The following is an 18263-nucleotide window of genomic DNA, read 5'->3' as shown; positions in this document are numbered from 1 at the left end:
GGCCGAGCCGGGCCCGGCCGACCACTCTCAAGCACGCGATTTCAAGGGGAAAACATGATTCGCAAGCGCTACCCGTTCCTGGCGGGTCTACTGCTCAGCCTCGCCGCGCTGGGCGCCCAGGCAGATACCTACCCGTCCCGCCCGATCAAGGTGGTCTCGCCATTCCCGGCGGGCGGCGCCACCGACGTGCTGACGCGGGTGCTGGCCGAACGCATGGCCAAGACCCTGGGCCAGCCCATGATCGTCGAGAACAAGGCCGGCGCCGGCACCTCGATCGGCGCCGCCTTCGTCTCGCGCGAGGCGCCGGATGGCTACACCATCCTGATGGCCACCAACTCCACGCTGGTCACCAATCGCTATCTGTATAAGGAGCTGCCCTACGACCCCGACGGCTTCGCGCCCATCGGCATGGTCGGGATCGGCCCGCTGGTGCTGCTGTCCAGCCCCAAGCGCCCGTTCAACAGCACCGCGGACGTGGTCGCCTACGCCAAGCAGAATCCGGGCAAGCTGACCTTCGCCACCTTCGGCGCGGGCACGTCGTCGCACCTGGCCGGCGAATTGTTCAAGGAACGCGCCGGCGTCGACATCCTGCACGTGCCGTTCAAGGGCGCGACGCAGGCCCTGCCGGCGCTGATCAGCGGCGACGTGGACCTGTTCTTCGACATGGTCGCCACCGGCATGCCGCAGGCCGAGGCCGGCAAGGTCAAGGTATTCGCGATCACCAGCCCCACCCGCCTGGCCACCGAGCCAAAGCTGGCGACGCTGGCCGAGCAAGGCTATCCGGCCTTCGACATGACCGCCTGGTTCAGCTTCGTGGCCCCCAAGGGCACGCCGGCGCCGGTGCTGGACAAGCTGCAGGCCGCCCTGGCCGAGACGCTCAAGGACGAGGCCGTGCAAAAGCGCATGCTCGACATGGGAATCGAGCCGCGCTCCGGCAGCGCCGCCGAGCTGGACAAGCAGGTCAAGAGCGAACAGCCCATCGTGTCGCAGCTGATCAAGCAGGCCAACATCGTCCTGCAATGACGGCCGCAGCCGTTTCGTGACAAAACGTTCGCGGCGCCGCGCCGGCCCGCGAACCCACGCCCCCGCGGGGCCACCGACCGACAGCGCCTTGCGGGCCCTGTCGGTTTTTCATGCGCCCCCTAACCCCTGGATACAGAACCCGCGGCGCCCCGGCTGCTAAGGTGAAAAGCGAGGATGGCCGCCGCGCCCGCCCCCGATACACCTTCACCTGGGAGCCCGATGCCACTGACCGATGACCGCTACGCCCGGCTGGATGCCGCCCGCTGGCTCGCCGCCGCGGCGGTGGTGCTGCTGCACAGCGCCGCCCTGATCGTCAGCGACCCGTCGGCCTACGGCAACGGCGCCTGGCTGGCCGCCAATCTGTATGACTCCGCGGCCCGCTGGTGCGTGCCGGTGTTCGTGATGGTCAGCGGCGCCCTGCTGCTCGACCCCGACAAGCCGCAGGACGCGCGGCGCTTCTACAGCAAGCGGGTGGCGCGGATCTGCACGCCGCTGCTGTTCTGGACCCTCTTCTACCTGGCCTGGCGCACGGGGCTGGACTGGTGGGACGACGGCCACGTCGACTTTTCGTTCTGGCCGCGCAAGGTGGCCCAGGGCGAGCCCTACTACCACCTCTGGTATCTGTACATGATCGTGGGGCTGTACCTGTTCGCGCCGCTGGTGCGCCTGCTGTACGTGCGCAGCACGCCGCGCTCGCGTTCGCTGTGGGTGGTGGGCATCCTGGGCCTGGCGATCCTGGATGCGCTGTACCGCCGCGCGCTCGGCGCCCAGCCCGGCTTTTTCCTGACCTGGTTCCTGCCCTACCTGGGCTATTTCGTCGCCGGCCGCCAGATCTTCGATGGCGAACTGCGCGTGCCGCGTCCGGCGCTGATGCTCGGCGCCAGCGTCGCGGCCACGGCCCTGGGCGTATACGCCATGTCCAGCTCGCGGACGCTGGACACCTACTTCTACGACTACTTCAGCCTGACCGTGCCGTTCATGTCGCTGGCCGCGTTCCAGTGGATCGTCTCGTCGCCGCGCCTGCCCCGCCTGGCCTCGCTGGCGCCGCTGACGTTCGGGGTCTACCTGATCCATCCGCTGTTCCTGGACGTGGCGCACCGGGCCGGGGCCATCGGCGGCGGGCGCCGCGACGCCTGGGCCGTGCCGTTGCTGACGCTGGCCGTGTTCGCCCTGTCGGCGGCCAGCAGCTGGTTGTTGCGACGCCATCCTGCCACCCGCAGACTGGTCTGAAAAACCTACGGCGCGAAGGGTTAATCGCGATTTGCGCGGGGTCAAGTCGCCGGGGCCGGATCTTCACTAAGCTTCACCGATCTTCACGGGCGGGGGGAAAAGGGTTGGGGTACAATTCACGGCTTACTTGATCGGCCAGACACCGATTTTTCTTCGCGCCAGAACGGATTTAGCCACCCCCTTCCGAACAGCTAGGGCGTGGCGAAGCTCAAGCCGTCCTGGCTTTTTAACGCCGGGCCGCCCCAAGAAAGAGGCCCCCATTGAGGGCAGCCCGCCCACCGCGTACGCAGTACTGAGTGGGCACGGCGTTGGGGGAAATATTCATCCGAGCGGAGGGAATCATGACCGACATCGGTCGGATGGCACATGTTGTGCCAGCTCGCACCCAGCTACCCGTCAGTGCTTACTTTGACGAAGCCCTCTTTGCCCGCGAGCAAGAACTCATTTTCAAGCAATCCTCGCTGTACGTCGGCCACCAGAAGCTGGTGCCCGAAATCGGGGATTGGCGCACGTTGGCCCAGGAAAATGGAGGGCGCGTGCTGGTTCGCAACCAGCAAGGCGTTGACCTCATCTCAAATGTCTGCCGCCACCGCCAGGCATTGATGCTGGGCGGCGAAGCCGGCGACGTGACCGGCCACTGCAATTCGCACGGCAGCCTCAAGGCCACCGGCGGCAACATCGTCTGCCCGCTGCACCGCTGGACCTACAACAACCAGGGTGAGCTGCTGGGCGCGCCGCAGTTCGACACCACGCCCTGCATGAACCTGCAGAAGTTCCGCCTGCGCGATTGCCACGGCCTGCTGTTCGAGGGCCCGCGCGATCCGGCCGCCGACATGGCGCCGCTGTTCGCGCGGCCCGAGTTCGACTTCGGCGACTACGTGCTGGACCACGTCGAAGTGCACCAGTGCAACTACAACTGGAAGACCTTCATCGAGGTCTACCTCGAGGACTACCACGTCGGTCCGTTCCATCCGGGCCTGGGCCGCTTCGTCACCTGCGACGACCTGACCTGGGAGTTCAACGACTGGTACAGCCTGCAGAAGGTCGGCGTGCACAACGCACTGGCCCAGCCGGGTTCGGACGTCTACAAGCAATGGCACGACCGCCTGCTGTCGTTCCGCGACGGCGACGCGCCCGATTTCGGCGCGGTCTGGGTCACGTATTTCCCGACCCACATGATCGAGCTGTATCCGCACGTGCTGGTGCTGTCGACGCTGTACCCGAAGAGCCCGCAGGAAACGGTCAACGTGGTCGAGTTCTACTACCCCGAGGAAATCGCCGCCTTCGAGCGCGAATTCGTCGAGGCCCAGCGCGCCGCCTACATGGAAACGGCGATCGAGGACGACGAGATCGCCGAGCGCATGGACGCCGGCCGCAAGGCCCTGATGCTGCGCGGCGTGAACGAGACCGGCCCCTACCAGTCGCCGATGGAAGACGGCATGCAGCACTTCCACGAGTGGTACCGCCGCATCATGCAGGAGCGGCTCTGAGGCCACCACACGCATGAAAAAGGGCTCGCCATCGCGAGCCCTTTTTTTCGCCCTGGCGCGGCCGCCCGCGCGGCGCGCGGTCAGCGGCCGAGCGCGCCGGCGACCGTGTGTTCGCCGATCGCCAGCCCGACCGTCATGCCCACGCCCGAGTGCATCACCGCCACCGTGGTGGCGGCGTCCACCGGCATCACCGAGAACGGCGCCGGTCCATGCGTGCCATAGACGCCCTGCCAGCGCTCCAGAACGCGCAGCCGCGCGCCCAGCGCCTGCGACGCCAGGTCCAGCATGGCGTTGTCGACGGCCTCGTCGTTGAACGGGAAGGCATCCTGGCCATAGCGATGCGAGTCGCCGATGATCAGCTCGCCATAGGGCGTGGGGCTGATCAGCAGATGGATGCCGTTTTCCAGCAGCATCGGCGTGCGCGCCTGGATCTGGTCACGCAGCGCCAGCGCCGACGGCAGGTCCGAGAAGGCGCCGTAGTGCACGCAGGACAGGCCGGTCAAGAGCGGACGGTCCAGCGCCATCGGCCGCGTCTCGAAGGCCGCGCGCAGCATCTGCAGGCGCGTCACCTCCAGGTTCAGCGGCGCGAACTGTTCGGGCAGCAGCGTCAGGTAATCGTGGCCGGGGCAGACGAACACGTGCGCGCCGGCGAAGTCGCCCGCGGTGGTCGCGACCTGGCCCTGCTCGACGGCGCGCGCCAGCGTGCCGGTGATGAATTGGACGCCCAGCGATTCGGCCAGGTAGCGGGTGATGGCCGGCAGCGCTTCGCGCGAGTAGATCTGCAGGTCGTCCTGTCCGCGCAGCGCGGCGCAGTGGTGCGCCAACTGGCCGTCGTACAGCCTGGCCACGTCGCGGCCCGACAGCAGCTCGGCGCGATAGCCTTCCTGCCGCAGGCGGGTCTGGGCGAACTCGTCCAGCACGTCGGCTTCGCCGGCATCGCGCGCCAGCACCAGCGCGCCGTTGGCGCGCACATGGAAGCCGGCCTTGGACGCCAGTTCCAGCCACAGCTCGCGCGCCTGCTGGGCGTGCGACAGCATCATGCCGGGGGCCTGGCCGGTGACGATCACCTGGCCGAAATTGCGGATGGTCGCGCCATGCGCCTGGCGGCTGCGTTCGATCACGGCCACGGACAGGCCGCGCTTGGCGGCGGCCCAGGCATGGGCGATGCCGAGCATGCCGGCGCCGACCACGACTACGTCGAATTTTTTCATTTGGAAAACGAGGCAAAGAGGTTGCGCGGGAAGCGCCCGCCCGGGCGCCTCCCCTGCCGCGGCGGCGTGGCCGCCGCGGTGGCCCGATTACTTCTTCTTGGGCTCGGACTTGCCGTCGTAGCGGCGGGTCCACTCGGCGATGATGCGATCGCGGTTGGTGGCGGCCCAGACGAAGTCGTTCTTGATCATGCGCTTGGTCAGGTCGGCCGGCAGATTGGGGTTGGACGTGGCGATCGAGGGAATCGCCAGCACCGCGAAGTTGGTCTTGTACAGCTCGTTGGCTTCGCGGCTGGCCGAGAAGTCGGCCAGCTTGCGCGCGGCTTCCAGGTTCTTGGTGCCCTTGACGATGGCGGTGGCTTCGACTTCCCAGCCCAGGCCTTCCGACGGGAACACGGCTTCGACCGGCGCGCCGTCGGCCTTGAGCTTGGCGGCGCGGTAGTCAAACGACACGCCGATCGGGAATTCGCCGGCGGCGGCCATGTTGCACGGCTTGGAGCCCGAGTGCGTGTACGAACCGATGTTCTTGTGCAGGGCGTCCATGTAGGCCCAGCCCTTCTCTTCACCGAAGATCTGCAGCCAGGCGCTGACGTCCAGGAAGCCGGTGCCCGACGAGGCCGGGTTCGGCATGACGATCTTGCCGGCGTAGACCGGCTTGGTCAGGTCCTGCCACGATTCGGGCTTGGGCAGCTTCTGCTTTTCGGCTTCGACGGTGTTGAAGCAGATGGCGGCGGCGAAGCCGTCCATGCCGACCCAGGTGGGCTCGGCCTTGGCATCGCGCATGTTGGCGGCGATCTGGTCCAGGCCCTTGGGGGCGTAGGGCTGCAGCATGCCTTCCTTGTCCATCAGGCCCAGCGAGGTGCCGGCCAGGCCCCAGATCACGTCAGCCTTGGGGTTGCCCTTTTCGGCCAGCAGCTTGGCGGTGATGATGCCGGTGGAGTCGCGCACCCACTGGATCTTGATGTCGGGGTTGGCCTTCTCGAAGGCGGCCTGGTAAGCCTTGATCTGGTCGGCTTCCAGCGCCGTGTAGACGGTCAGCGTGGTCTCGGCGGAAGCGGCGCCGGTGATGCCGGCGAAGGCGGCGGCCAGGGCAAGCAGCGTGAAGCGTTTCATGAAGGAACTCCGTGGGTGAGCGGAAAAAGGGTGAGTCAGGTCCCCGCGGCCGGCGGATGCCCGCCGCGGTGCGTTGCGAAAAAAGGGTTGGTCGGGGTCGGCGGTCGCGGCCTCAGGGTCGCTGTCCCGCCGCCAGGCGGGATTCGATATCGGCGATGACGCCGGGCAGGTCGGCCACGGTGTCGATCAGGTAATGCGGCGCGGCGCTCGACAGTTCGCGGCCGGCGCGTTCGCGGGCCGCCTGGCGGCCGTTCTCGTCCAGGCTCAGGTATTCGTCCAGCGTCAGGCCGGCGGCGTTGCCCGAGAGCAGCAGGCCGACGGTCCACATGCCGGCGCGGCGGCCTTCCTCGATGCCGGGGGCGGTGTCGTCGACCTTGACGCAGCCGGCCACGTCCGTCAGGCCCAGCTCCACCACGTTCTTGAGCGCCATGGCCGGCGCCGGGCGGGCGCGCGGCACGTCGTCGCTGGCGACGATGCAATCGGGTTCCAGGCCTTCGCTGGCGGCGCGCTCCACCACGCGGCGCATCACGCTGCCGGGGTAGCCGGAGCACGAGCCGATCTTCAGGCCGCGCTGGCGCAGCGCGCGCAGCAGCTCGGCCGCGCCAGGAATGGCCGCCGAGTACTGGGCCACCTTGTCCAGCTGCATCGGCAGGAAGCGCTCGTAGATGGCGGTGACGTCGTCGTCGGTCGGCAGGCGGCCGAACTGGGCCTGGTATTGATTGGCGATCGCGGGTTCGTCGCACAGCGCGCGGATGTGGTCCCACTTGCCCACGCCCATCGGGCCGCGGGCCTGTTCCAGCGTGACTTCCATGCCGAACTCGGCGAAGGCGTCGACGAACACCTTGGTCGGGGCAAACGAACCGAAGTCGACCAGCGTGCCGGCCCAATCGAAAATCACCGCTTCCAGGCGGACGGGCAGAGGCGCAACAGTCATGAGGGTCTTCCTTGCAGAGTATTCAAATCAAAGGGCCGCGGGCCGGCGCCAGGCCTGGCTGCGCGCCACCAGGGCGCGGCTGGCCAGGTGCAGCAGCAACGCCGCCACCGCCGAACTGGCCATGATCACGCTGCACATGGCGGCGGCGGGGCCGATGAAGCCGGCGTCGTCCATGTTCAGCACCGCCACGGCGGCCAGCACCGTGGACGGGCTGTACAGGAACACCACGGCCGACACGGTGGTCATGGCGGAAACGAACAGGTAGCGGGCGACGTCCAGCGCGGCCGGCAGGCACATCGGCAGCGTCACGCGCACGAAGGTGGTCAGGCGCGGCACCTTGAGCGAGGCCGAGGCGGCTTCGAATTCCGGGTCCAGCGCGTTGAGCGCGGTGGCCGCCGTCAGGTGCGCGCTGGTGTAGAAGTGCACCACCGTGCACAGCACCAGCAGCGGCATGGTGCCGTACAGCACGTTGAGCGGATTGGCGGCGCCATTGAAGAAGAAGATGTAGCCCAGGCCCAGCACCAGGCCGGGCACGGCCATCGGCATCAGCGCCAGCATGCCCAGCACGCCGCGCAGGCCGCGCGACGAGGCGCTGCGGGCCGGCACCTTTTCCATCATCCAGGCGCCCAGGAACACCACCACCGTGCCGATCACCGCGGTGCAGAAGGCCAGTTCCAGGCTGTTGCGCCAGGCCAGCCAGCCGCCGCCATCCATGTTGTCGAAGTCGTACGAACGCAGCGACAGCGACAGGTTGTAGGGCCACATCTTCACGAACGAGGCCCACACCGCCACGCCGATGATCAGCAGCAGGAACCCGGCCATGGCGCCCGCCAGCAACAGGAAGGCCGCGTCGCGCCGGCAGTTGGCGCCGGCCGCGTAGGGCTGGGCGCGGCCGCTCAGCTGGGCGCCCTGGCGGGCCCGCAGGCGGCGGTCCAGCACGAAGGTCAGCAGCGCCGGCAGCAGCAGCAGGATGCCGATGGCGGCGCCCTTGGGGAAGTTCTGCTGGCCGACCACGGCCTTGTAGGCTTCCATCGCCAGCACGTTGTAGTCGCCGCCCACCACCTTGGGCACGCCGAAGTCGGTCACGGTCAGCGTGAACACCACGCAGCAGGCCGAGAACACCGCATAGCGCGTGCCGGGCAGGGTCACCGTCATGAAGGTGCGCAGCGGTCCGGCGCCCATGGCGCGCGCCGCGTCGTAGAGGCGGCCGTCGGCCAGCGTCAGGCCGGTCAGCAGGATCATCAGCGCGTGCGGGAAGGTGTAGAACGCCTCGCCCACCACGATGCCCCAGAAGCCATAGATGGTCGCGCCGCCGAACAGGCCTTTCAGCAGGCCCTGGTTGCCCAGCAGGTAGACCAGCGCAATACCTGGCAGCAGCGACGGCGCCAGCAGCGGCAGCAGCGCGATGGTGCGCAGCAGGCCCTTGCCCGGAATGCGGCTGCGCGTCAAGGCATAGGCGAAGGCATAGGCGCACGGCACCACCAGCATCATGGTGACCACGCCCACCGTCAGGCTGCGCCCGACCATGCCGAGGAAGCCGTCGGCGCCGATGATGCCCAGCACCACCGACAGGCCGGCCCAGTCGCCATTGGCGTCGGTGACCGACTTGGCCAGAATGGCCACCAGCGGCAAGGCCAGGAACAGCGCCAGGCCCAGCGCCAGGGCGCCCTGCCCCAGCGTCAGCCCGAAGGCGCCGACCCAGGCGGGCAGCGGCCGGCGGCCCAATGACGGAGCGACAGGGGCGACAGACGTGTCGGCGGGCGCGGACATGGCGGCGGGAACGGGGCTCGAAGCCGGATCAAGCGTAGGCGCGAATCGCATGGCGCGGCAGCTCCACCCAGCAACGGCTGGCAGCGTGAGGACCCAGCAGGGCATCTCCGGTTTCAGGGGACACGATCGAGTGCACGGTGGCGCCGGGCACGCCTTCCAGGCGCAGCGCCAGACGGTAGCCGCGGCCCAGGAACACGCCGTCCAGCACATCGGCCAGCATGCTGTTGGGTTGATCCGGACGCGCCACGCTCACGCGCACCGCCTCGGGCCGCACGAACAGCTTGCCGACGTTGCGCTCCAGCGCCTCGTCCACCGCCAGTTCCTGGCGGCCGACGCGGGCGCGGTGCGCGTCGATGCGCTCGAACGGCAGCCAGTTGGCCTCGCCGACGAAATCGGCGATGAAGGCCGAACCCGGCTGGCGATACAGCTCGCGCGGGGTGCCGAATTGTTCGATGACGCCGCCGTTCATGACGGCGATGCGGTCGGCCATGACCATGGCCTCTTCCTGATCGTGCGTCACCATCAGCGTGGTGATGGACAGGCGCTTCTGCAGGGCGCGCAGCTCGATGCGCAGATGTTCGCGCACCCGGGCGTCCAGGGCCGACATCGGCTCGTCCAGCAGCAGCAGGGACGGCGACGGCGCCAGGGCGCGGGCCAGGGCGACGCGCTGCTGCTGGCCACCGGAGATCTGTCCCGGATATTTATGGGAGGCGCCGGCCAGGCCCACCAGCGTCAGCATTTCCTCGACCCGGTCGGCCACGTGCTTGCGATGGGCGCGCTTGCCGCTCAGGCCGTAGGCCACGTTCTGGGCCACCGTCAGGTTGGGAAACAGCGCATAGGACTGGAACAGAATGCCGTAGTCGCGCTCCTGCGGCTCGGCGTGGGAGATGTCACGGCCCGACAACAAAATGGTGCCGCTGTCCTGGCGCTCCAGCCCGGCGATGGCGCGCAGCAGCGTGGTCTTGCCGCAGCCCGAGGGGCCCAGCAGGCACACCAGTTCGCCGGCGCGGATATCCAGCGACACATCCGACAGCGCCGTGTGGCTACCGAAGCGCTTGACGAGATTGCTGACCGAAAGAAAGCCCCCGCGCTGCGCTCCGGGCTGGGGCGTAGCGCCCGTCGGAACAGTGTTGGTATCGCGTTGGAGCTGTTGGGCCATGGGGCCTCCGGTCTGGGAACGAAGGCAGTATGGAAGGCGCGTATTGAGTGTTTATGACACTTCGCGCAAATGCAGTAATAAAAACATCAAATTATTTTGGTGTACTGGCGGTCTTGCGCATTGCGTCCATTTACAGGCCCCCTACACCGTGCTCGTCGCCGAACTCAAGTCCTTCTATGCCGTGGCTCGCTGCGGTACCGTCACCAAGGCCGCCGCCCAGCTGGGCGTGAGCCAGCCCACGGTGACGGGGCAACTGCGCCAGTTGGAGTCGCGTTACGGCGTCGAACTGTTCCACCGCCAGGGCCGCGGCATGCGGCTGTCGGACGCCGGGCACAGCCTGATGCCGATGGTGGAAAAGCTGGTGCAGCAGGAAACCGAGATCGATTTCCGCCTGCGCGACGCCAGCGACCTGCGCGAGGGCAACCTGCGCATCGGCGCCACCGGCCCGTACTACATCATGGACACGGTGCGCCGCTACAACCAGCTCTACCCCGGCATCGACCTGACCGTGGCCATCGGCAACTCGCAGAGCATGCTGCAGGCGCTGCATGACTATCGCATCGAGATTGCCACGTCCTCGTTTCTGATGGATGACAAGCATTTGTACCGCCGCATGATCGCGGCCGACCCGATCCGCGTGGTGACGCATCGCGACCACCCGCTGGCGCGGCGCGGCAAGGTGGCGCTGGGCGACCTGGCCGACCACGCGCTGCTGCTGCGCGAACCGGGCTCAATGACGCGCCAGCTGACCGAAGAGGCATTGCAGGCGGCCGGCGTGACCGTCCGCCGCACCCTGGAGATCGGCAGCCGCGAATCGATCCGCCAGGCGATCCTGTGCGAACTCGGCATCAGCCTGATCCCGTCGCGCGAGATCCCGTCCCATCCCGAACTGGCGGCCCTGGACATCGAGGGCGCCGATGTCGTGATGCATGAATACCTGTACTGCCTGCGCGAGCGCCAACCGGTGCAACTCATCGCGCGCTTTCTGGAGATGGCGCCGGCAGCCGGATGATCCTCGGATCACTGCCCGCCTCTTCCCCTTGCGGCCACTCAGGAGACAACCATGGCCTTGACCTTGCAGGATATCGAACAACTGTTCCTGGAACGCGGGCACCGTTCCTACCATGGCGAATCCGTCAGCCACCTGCGGCACGCGCTGCAGACCGCGGCGCTGGCCGAACGCCATGGCGCCAACGCCCAATTGATCACCGCCTGCCTGCTGCACGACCTGGGCCACCTGATCGCGGACCATCCGGACACGCCCACCCTGCGCGGCATCGACGACAAGCATCAGTATTTCGTGCTGCCGTTCCTGCGCGGGTTGTTCAGTTCGGCGGTACTGGATCCGATCCGGCTGCACGTGGAGGCCAAACGCTACCTCTGCTACGTGGAGCCGCAGTATGAAGCGACGCTTTCGGAGGATTCGAAACGCAGCCTGGCGCTTCAGGGGGGCAGCTTCGATGCGGGCCAGGCGGTGGATTTCGCCAGCATGCCGGGCGCGCCGGATGCGATCCGCCTGAGGCGCTGGGACGACATGGCCAAGGTGCCGGGGCTGGCCACGCCGCCGCTGGACCACTTCCTGGAGATCGCCGAAAGCGTCTCCGGCCGGGTCAAGCTGGCGGCGGTCTGGTAACACCGCGAACGGCGTCAGGCCTGGCTTCGGCCAGGCCCTTGCCGCGCGCTCACTCGCCCTTGGCCACCGGCCGCGACGGGTCGCTGCACCACTCGCTCCACGAGCCCGGATAGAGGCGCGAGCCGGCCAGGCCGGCGATTTCCATCGACAGCAGGTTGTGGCAGGCGGTGATGCCCGAGCCGCACTGGTGCACGATGGCCGCGGGATCGCGGCCATCCAGCAGCGCGGTGAATTCCTCGCGCAATTGCGCCGCGTCCTTGAAGCGGCCGTCGGCCTGCAGGTTCTGGCCGTTCGGGCGGTTCAGCGCGCCCGGAATGTGGCCGGCCACCGGATCCATCGGCTCGACCTCGCCGCGATAGCGGTTGGCCGCGCGCGCGTCGATCACGGTGAAGGCGGGACGGGCAATGTTGTCCAGCACCGCCTGCGCATCGACGCTGCCGACGCGCGGCGCGGCCGGCGTCACCGGCGCGCCGGCCCGCACGGGCGCGGCCGCCTCGGTGGAGGTCGGCAGCCCGGCGGCCTGCCAGGCCTGCCAGCCGCCGTCGAGCACGGCGACGCGGTCGTGGCCCAGCCAGCGCAGCATCCACCACAGGTGCGCGGCGTACATGCCGCCGCTGGCGTCATAGGCCACCACCAGGGTTTGCGGCGTGACGCCGTGCGCCGCCATCAGCGCGCCGAACTGGCCGCGCTCGGGCAACGGATGACGGCCATTCTTGCCGGTCCGGGGAGCGGCCAGCTCGGTCTCGTGGTCGAGGTAGCGGGCGCCGGGGATGTGGCCGGCGGCGTAGGCTTCGCGGCCGGCCGCGTGGTTGGTCAGGTCGTGGCGCACGTCGAACACGCGCACGTCCGCCGCGCCCAGGTGCGTGGCCAGATCGGCCGCGGAAATCAGGGTCATGCTCATCGGGACAACTCCTCTGATGGGATCGGGTTCGCGGGGGTCAGGCCGGCTTGGGGTCGCGCAGGGTGCGCCAGACCGACAGCAGGCCCGCCGAGATGATCAGGCCCATGCCGGCCCAGGCCAGGCCGTCCAGGGTATCGCCCCAGAAGCCCATGCCGAGCAGGGCCGCGAAGATGATCGTGCTGTACTGCAGGGCCGCGGTCAGCAGCGCCGAACCCAGGCCGAACGCCCGCGTCATGGCCAGCTGGCCGAACAGGCCGGTCACGCCCACGCCCAGCAGCGAGCTGTAGCCGGTCCAGTCGGCATGGCCCCAGCCCTCGAAGCCCAGGCCGGCGAAACTGGAGGCGCACACCGCCACCGAAAAGAACAGCACGGTGCGCCATTCCGGCTCGCCGATGCGGCCCAGCTGGCGGATCTGCATCATGGCGATCGCCGACATGGCGCCCGCCCCCAGGCCCAGCAGGGCGGCCAGCCACTGGTCTTCGTTGATGCTGGGCCGCAACACGGCGATCACGCCCAAAAAGCCGAGAGCCACGGCGGCGATCCGCACCGGATCGCGCTGCGCCCCGCCCCATCCCAGCATCCAGCAGGCGATGAACAGCGGCGCCGTGTAGTTCAGGCTGGTGGCGGTGGCCAGCGGCAGGTGGGAAATGGCGAAGAAACCGAGCCACATCGAGGTGACGCCGGACAGGTTGCGCCACAGGTGCAGTTTCCAGCTGGTGGGCACGATGGACTGGCGGCCGGCGCGGGCCCACAACAGCAACAGCACCACCGACGGCAGGCCACGGAACAGCACCACTTGCGGCAACGACGCGCCGTGCTCGGTGCCCAGCTTCACGAACGACCCCATGATGGCGAACATGGCGGACGCCAGCAACATCCAAAGTGCCTGCATTTGGGGGTTTGCGCTCAGGTGAAAGTGAGGGGGAAATAGGGGAAAGCGATACTATACTCTCCGTCACCGGGAGCGGCGCCGGCGGTCGGGGAACTGCCATGCCGCGGCACAGTCCAATCCCGCACAAGTCCCGCTCGCTGAGGAACAAAAAAAGCATGAAACGCATCATCCTTTTCGTCATTACCAACCTGGCCGTCATGCTCGTGCTGTCGGCCACGCTGCGCATCCTGGGCGTAGACCGCTACCTGACCGCCAACGGCCTGAACCTGCAGGCGCTGCTGATCTTCTCGGTGGTGGTCGGCTTCACCGGCGCCATCATCTCGCTGCTGATCAGCAAGCCGATGGCCAAATGGAGCACCGGCGCCCAGGTGCTGGACCCGAACGCGCCGCGCAACCAGCGCGAGGCCTGGCTGCTGGACACCGTCCACCAGCTCGCCGACCGCGCCGGCATCGGCCGCCCGGAAGTCGCCATCTACGACGGCGCGCCCAACGCGTTCGCCACCGGCGCCTTCAAGAACGACTCGCTGGTGGCGGTGTCGACCGGCCTGCTCGAAAGCATGAGCGAAGAGGAAGTCGCCGCGGTGCTGGCCCACGAAGTGGCCCACATCGCCAACGGCGACATGATCACGCTGACCCTGATCCAGGGCGTGGTCAACACCTTCGTGGTGTTCCTGGCGCGCGTGGTCGGCTACTTCATCGACCGCGTGGTGTTCAAGAACGAACGCGGCCTCGGCCCGGGCTACATGGTCACCGTGATCGTCTGTGAGATCATTTTCGGCATCCTGGCCTCGATCATCGTGGCCTGGTTCTCGCGCCAGCGCGAGTACCGCGCCGATGCCGGCTCGGCCCACCTGATGGGCGCCCGCGAACCCATGATCCGCGCCCTGGCCCGCCTGGGCGGCCTGGAGCCGGGCGAACTGCCCAAGTCGTTCGAAGCCTCCGGCATCACCGGCAAGGGCGGCCTGGCGGCCATGTTCGCCTCGCACCCGCCGATCCCGGCCCGCATCGCCGCGCTGCAGAACGCCCGCGTGATCTGATCCCGGCACAGGCCTCGGAAAAGCCCCCACGCCGCGCCTTCGGCTCGCGTCCCCCGGGGCGCTTTCATCGTGAGGCGGTTCGGCAATGAAAAAAGCCCCTTGAGCGATCAAGGGGCTTTTTGCTTGGGGCGGACCCGCCTCAGCACTCGACGATGTTCACCGCCAGGCCGCCGCGCGCCGTTTCCTTGTACTTGGTCTTCATGTCGGCGCCGGTCTCGCGCATGGTCTTGATGACCGAATCCAGCGACACATAGTGCTGGCCGTCGCCGCGCAGCGCCATGCGGGCCGCGTTGACGGCCTTGATCGAGGCCATCGCGTTGCGTTCGATACAGGGAATCTGCACCAGGCCGCCGACCGGGTCGCAGGTCAGGCCCAGGTTGTGCTCCATGCCGATCTCGGCCGCGTTCTCGACCTGCTCGACCGAGCCGCCCAGCGCCGCGGCCAGGCCGCCCGCCGCCATCGAACAGGCCACCCCGACCTCGCCCTGGCAGCCGACCTCGGCGCCCGACAGCGAGGCGTTGTACTTGTACAGCAGGCCCACGGCCGCGGCGGTCAGCAGGAAATCACGCACGCCTTCCCGGTTCGAACCGGGGACAAAGCGATCGTAATAATGCAGCACCGCCGGGATGATGCCCGCCGCGCCGTTGGTGGGCGCCGTCACCACGCGGCCGCCGGCGGCGTTCTCCTCGTTGACCGCCATGGCGTACAGGTTGACCCAGTCCATCACCGACAGCGGATCGGACAGCGTGCGCTCGGCGCGCTGAGTCAGGTTGCGGTACAGCTCGGGGGCGCGGCGGCGCACCCGCAGCGGGCCCGGCAGCTCGCCGTCGGCTTCCGGATAATTGATGCCGCAGCCGCGCGAGACGCAGTCCTGCATCACCTGCCAGATGCGGTCCAGCCCGCCCGCGACCTCGCCGGTATCGCGCCAGGTCAGCTCGTTCTTCATCATCAGCTGCGCCACGCTCAGGCCGCTTTCGCGGCACATGGTCAACAGCTCGCGACCGGTGCGGAACGGGTACGGCAGCTGGTCATGCGCGGCAATGACCTGGCTGTTGGACGCGCCCGCCGTCACCACGAAGCCGCCGCCCACCGACAGGTAGCGGGCCTCGCGCAGCGACTGCCCCTCGGCGTCGAAGGCGTGGAATTTCATGCCGTTGGGGTGTTCGGCCATGGCTTCGCGGCGGTAGAACATCATGTGTTCCTTTTCCACGAACGGCACCGGATAGTGGCCCAGCAGCGGCAGCTGGCGGCTGGCCCGCACCGAGGCGATCATGCCGGCGATGGCGGCCGGGTCGACCGTGTCGGGCGCCTCGCCCATCAGGCCCAGCAGCACGCCCTTGTCGGTGCCGTGGCCCTTGCCGGTGGCGCCCAGAGAGCCATAGAGCTCGGCGCGCACGTTGGCCACCCGCGGCATCAGGCCGTCGCGCTCCAGGCCCTGGGCGAACAACAAAGCGGCCCGCATGGGGCCGACGGTATGGGAACTCGACGGACCTATGCCTATTTTGAACAGATCGAAGACGGAAACGGCCACCGGAAATCCCCTGCATCCAAGAATGATCCGGCAATGATACGCGGAAGGTCCGGCCGTGCGCAGCAAAGCCCCGCGGGGCGTATGCTGTATTCAAGCCACGGGTTTCCCCGCCCGCCTTGGCATGCGATCATTACAGAATTATTTCTTGTCATAAAAAGAATGGAACTGCCCCAGGATGTCCGGACTCATTACCCTGCTTGACTTCGCCGGCTACGTCGCCCTGCTGCTCTGGGGCGTCCACATGGTCCAGACGGGCGTGCAGCGCGCCTTCGGCGCCGCCCTCGGCGCCGCGCTGGGCCGCGCCCTGGGAACCCGATTGCGGGCCTTCGCCGCCGGCCTCGGCATCACCGCCGCGCTGCAGAGCAGCACCGCCACCGGCCTGATGATCACCGGCTTCGCCGCCGGCGGCGTGGTCGGCCTGGTGCCGGCCCTGGCCGCCATGCTGGGCGCCAACGTCGGCACCACGCTGATCGTCCAGCTGCTGTCGTTCGACCTGACCTCGCTGGCGCCCATCCTGATCCTGGCCGGCGTCTGGATGTTCCGCCGCTATCCGCCGGGCCGCACCCGCGACCTGGGCCGGGTCTTCATCGGCCTGGGCCTGCTGCTGCTGTCGCTGCACCAGCTGGTGGAACTGTTCGAGCCGTTCCAGACCGCCCCCATGCTGGGCATGATCCTGGATGCCCTGGCGACCCAGCCGGTGGCCGCCGTGCTGCTGTCGGCCGCCTTCACCTGGGCCGCCCACTCCAGCGTCGCCGTGGTGGTGCTGGTCATGTCACTCGCCAGCCATCACATGGTGGCCCCGCACGTCGCCTTCGCGCTGGTGCTGGGCGCCAACCTCGGCACCGCCATCAACCCCATGATCGAAGGCGTCACCGGCGACGACCCCGCCGCGCGCCGCCTGCCGCTGGGCAACCTGCTGACCCGCATCCTGGGCGTGCTGGCCGGCCTGGTGCTGCTGCCCTGGCTGCAACCGCTGATGAGCGAGATGTCCAGCGACCCGGCCCGCGCCGTCGCCAACTTCCACACCCTCTTCAACGCCGTCATCGCGCTGGCCTTCCTGCCGCTGCTGGCGCCGTACGCCGCGCTGCTGACCCGCTGGCTGCCCAAGCGCACCGACCCCAACGACCCGGCCCGTCCCCAATACCTCGACGAATGGGCCCACGACGTGCCCGCCGTCGCCCTGGGCAACGCCGCGCGCGAAGCGCTGCGCATGGCCGACATGCTGCAGACCCTGCTGCTGTACGCCCGCGCCGGCTTCAAGCGCGACAACCGCCACCGCATGGTGCAGGCACGCCAGCTCGACGCTGCCCTCGACAAGCTGGAAAACGCCATCACCACCTACCTGGCCACCCTGGACCAGGAAAACATGACGCGCGAGGACCTGCAACGCCTCGATGGCATCCTGGCCTTCACCAGCAACATCGGCCATGCCGGCGACATCGCCCACCACGGCCTGCTCAGCCACATCGCCAAGCTGCGCAAGCAGGGCTGGACCTTCTCGCCCGAACAACGCGCCAGCCTCGATAACACCCTCGGCGAACTGATCGCCAACCAACGCCAGGCCGCCGCCCTCTTCGTCAACGACGACCTGCGCCAGGCCCGCGCCCTGGCCGGCGAAAAATCGCGCTTCCGCACCATCGAGACCCAGGCCGCCGACGCCCACCTGCAGAAGATCAAGGCAGGCCAGGTCGACGCCGCCGAAGTCGGCGCCCTCTACCTCGACATCCTGCGCGACATGAAGGGCATCAACTCCCACCTCGTCGGCGCCGCCGCCTACCCCCTCCTGGCCCGCCACGGCGAACTCCTCCCCAGCCGCCTGCGCGAAGCGGGGAATTGAGAGCCCCCACGCGGCGCGCGCTGCGCGCGCTTGCTGCCCCCCGAGGGGGCTGGCCCGCCTTCGGGCGGCCGGGCGGCGGGCCGGCTGTCTTAGCGGGAGGGTTCTGCTGATTCCCACGCTGCCCCTCAATGGCTGCCACCGTTGGGGCTACCCCGGCTTGAAGCAGCAATGCCGCGAGGCGGAAACACCGGTACATGCAACGTATGCACGACGCATCACGATGCACCACACCATGGGGCGTCACCCCTACCCGCACACCAGCACAACACACATCGCCATCCGCGCGCAGCGAACCCGGCCCCGACGCCCCACACCACGCATGCCAGGGCCGGCTGCCCGCGCAGCCGACCCTGGCGGGTGGCGCGCGGGTGGGCGCGCCGTCAGATGCGCCCGGCGGAAACCGTAGGGAGCCGAAGGCGGACGAGATTCTATGGTCCGGATCAAGCTGCTTTCAGGTTCAACCTCCCGGGATCGAAGGCTTGCCCGGTGCGCCAGACCCCGTAAG

The 18263-nt window shown here is 68.4% G+C and carries 15 protein-coding genes; 7 read left to right on the top strand and 8 right to left on the bottom strand.

The features are described from left to right. The first annotated feature begins 54 nt into the window (after positions 1-54). From H0523_RS16270 to H0523_RS16260, 3 genes are all read left to right on the top strand, one after another. Complete coding sequence (locus H0523_RS16270; protein WP_054433370.1) at positions 55-1023, top strand: Bug family tripartite tricarboxylate transporter substrate binding protein; 969 nt, start codon at positions 55-57, stop codon at positions 1021-1023. Positions 1024-1242: 219 nt separating this feature from the next. After that, the gene (locus tag H0523_RS16265; protein ID WP_054433371.1) at positions 1243-2253 is read left to right on the top strand and encodes an acyltransferase; all 1011 of its coding nucleotides are present in this window, start codon (positions 1243-1245) and stop codon (positions 2251-2253) included. 341 nt (positions 2254-2594) lie between these two features. Continuing rightward, positions 2595-3743, top strand: a complete 1149-nt coding sequence (locus tag H0523_RS16260) for an aromatic ring-hydroxylating oxygenase subunit alpha (RefSeq protein ID WP_054433372.1) — start codon at positions 2595-2597, stop codon at positions 3741-3743. 80 nt (positions 3744-3823) lie between these two features. Here the strand turns inward: H0523_RS16260 and H0523_RS16255 are convergent, their stop codons facing one another. From H0523_RS16255 to H0523_RS16235, 5 genes are all read right to left on the bottom strand, one after another. Next, positions 3824-4954: a TIGR03364 family FAD-dependent oxidoreductase gene (locus H0523_RS16255; protein ID WP_054433373.1), complete on the bottom strand. Its 1131-nt coding sequence runs from the start codon at positions 4952-4954 to the stop codon at positions 3824-3826. A gap of 87 nt (positions 4955-5041) precedes the next feature. Then, the gene (locus H0523_RS16250; RefSeq protein WP_054433374.1) at positions 5042-6064 is read right to left on the bottom strand and encodes a putative 2-aminoethylphosphonate ABC transporter substrate-binding protein; all 1023 of its coding nucleotides are present in this window, start codon (positions 6062-6064) and stop codon (positions 5042-5044) included. A 112-nt stretch (positions 6065-6176) separates the two neighbouring features. Next, positions 6177-6998: a phosphonoacetaldehyde hydrolase gene (gene phnX, locus H0523_RS16245; RefSeq protein ID WP_054433375.1), complete on the bottom strand. Its 822-nt coding sequence runs from the start codon at positions 6996-6998 to the stop codon at positions 6177-6179. 27 nt (positions 6999-7025) lie between these two features. After that, complete coding sequence (locus H0523_RS16240) at positions 7026-8768, bottom strand: putative 2-aminoethylphosphonate ABC transporter permease subunit (protein WP_054433376.1); 1743 nt, start codon at positions 8766-8768, stop codon at positions 7026-7028. A 28-nt stretch (positions 8769-8796) separates the two neighbouring features. Further along, on the bottom strand, positions 8797-9927 hold the full coding sequence (locus H0523_RS16235) for a putative 2-aminoethylphosphonate ABC transporter ATP-binding protein (protein WP_054433377.1): 1131 nt from the start codon (positions 9925-9927) through the stop codon (positions 8797-8799). 148 nt (positions 9928-10075) lie between these two features. Here H0523_RS16235 and H0523_RS16230 point away from each other — a divergent pair, with 148 nt between their 5' ends. Next, positions 10076-10939, top strand: coding sequence for a LysR family transcriptional regulator (locus tag H0523_RS16230; protein ID WP_054433378.1), 864 nt, complete (start codon positions 10076-10078; stop codon positions 10937-10939). 51 nt (positions 10940-10990) lie between these two features. After that, positions 10991-11560: a phosphonate degradation HD-domain oxygenase gene (locus H0523_RS16225; RefSeq protein WP_054433379.1), complete on the top strand. Its 570-nt coding sequence runs from the start codon at positions 10991-10993 to the stop codon at positions 11558-11560. Between the two features lie 49 nt (positions 11561-11609). Here H0523_RS16225 and H0523_RS16220 read toward each other — a convergent pair whose 3' ends face one another. Next, entirely contained in the window at positions 11610-12461 is an 852-nt protein-coding gene (locus H0523_RS16220; protein ID WP_054433380.1) for a sulfurtransferase, read from the bottom strand. Between the two features lie 37 nt (positions 12462-12498). After that, complete coding sequence (locus H0523_RS16215) at positions 12499-13353, bottom strand: DMT family transporter (protein WP_054433381.1); 855 nt, start codon at positions 13351-13353, stop codon at positions 12499-12501. A gap of 155 nt (positions 13354-13508) precedes the next feature. Between H0523_RS16215 and htpX the strand changes: the two genes are divergently transcribed. Beyond that, positions 13509-14390, top strand: a complete 882-nt coding sequence (gene htpX, locus H0523_RS16210; protein WP_006393695.1) for a protease HtpX — start codon at positions 13509-13511, stop codon at positions 14388-14390. 139 nt (positions 14391-14529) lie between these two features. Here htpX and H0523_RS16205 read toward each other — a convergent pair whose 3' ends face one another. Further along, positions 14530-15921, bottom strand: coding sequence for an L-serine ammonia-lyase (locus tag H0523_RS16205; RefSeq protein WP_006393694.1), 1392 nt, complete (start codon positions 15919-15921; stop codon positions 14530-14532). A 175-nt stretch (positions 15922-16096) separates the two neighbouring features. Between H0523_RS16205 and H0523_RS16200 the strand changes: the two genes are divergently transcribed. Beyond that, positions 16097-17758 (top strand): Na/Pi cotransporter family protein, encoded by a 1662-nt coding sequence (locus H0523_RS16200; protein WP_054433382.1) that lies wholly within the window; start codon positions 16097-16099, stop codon positions 17756-17758. Positions 17759-18263: the final 505 nt, after the last annotated feature.

The organism is Achromobacter insuavis, from assembly GCF_902859645.1.
GTDB lineage: Bacteria > Pseudomonadota > Gammaproteobacteria > Burkholderiales > Burkholderiaceae_B > Achromobacter > Achromobacter insuavis.
Note: the sequence above shows the minus strand (reverse complement) of the source record. Positions and strands in the feature narration are given on the sequence as shown.

Bases quoted from the DNA above. Each gene is read 5' to 3' on its own strand.
- H0523_RS16270 (WP_054433370.1), top strand. From the start codon at position 55: ATGATTCGCAAGCGCTACCCGTTCCTGGCGGGTCTACTGCTCAGCCTC.
- H0523_RS16265 (WP_054433371.1), top strand. From the start codon at position 1,243: ATGCCACTGACCGATGACCGCTACGCCCGGCTGGATGCCGCCCGCTGG.
- H0523_RS16260 (WP_054433372.1), top strand. From the start codon at position 2,595: ATGACCGACATCGGTCGGATGGCACATGTTGTGCCAGCTCGCACCCAG.
- H0523_RS16255 (WP_054433373.1), bottom strand. From the start codon at position 4,954: ATGAAAAAATTCGACGTAGTCGTGGTCGGCGCCGGCATGCTCGGCATC.
- H0523_RS16250 (WP_054433374.1), bottom strand. From the start codon at position 6,064: ATGAAACGCTTCACGCTGCTTGCCCTGGCCGCCGCCTTCGCCGGCATC.
- phnX (WP_054433375.1), bottom strand. From the start codon at position 6,998: ATGACTGTTGCGCCTCTGCCCGTCCGCCTGGAAGCGGTGATTTTCGAT.
- H0523_RS16240 (WP_054433376.1), bottom strand. From the start codon at position 8,768: ATGTCCGCGCCCGCCGACACGTCTGTCGCCCCTGTCGCTCCGTCATTG.
- H0523_RS16235 (WP_054433377.1), bottom strand. From the start codon at position 9,927: ATGGCCCAACAGCTCCAACGCGATACCAACACTGTTCCGACGGGCGCT.
- H0523_RS16225 (WP_054433379.1), top strand. From the start codon at position 10,991: ATGGCCTTGACCTTGCAGGATATCGAACAACTGTTCCTGGAACGCGGG.
- H0523_RS16220 (WP_054433380.1), bottom strand. From the start codon at position 12,461: ATGAGCATGACCCTGATTTCCGCGGCCGATCTGGCCACGCACCTGGGC.
- H0523_RS16215 (WP_054433381.1), bottom strand. From the start codon at position 13,353: ATGCAGGCACTTTGGATGTTGCTGGCGTCCGCCATGTTCGCCATCATG.
- htpX (WP_006393695.1), top strand. From the start codon at position 13,509: ATGAAACGCATCATCCTTTTCGTCATTACCAACCTGGCCGTCATGCTC.
- H0523_RS16200 (WP_054433382.1), top strand. From the start codon at position 16,097: ATGTCCGGACTCATTACCCTGCTTGACTTCGCCGGCTACGTCGCCCTG.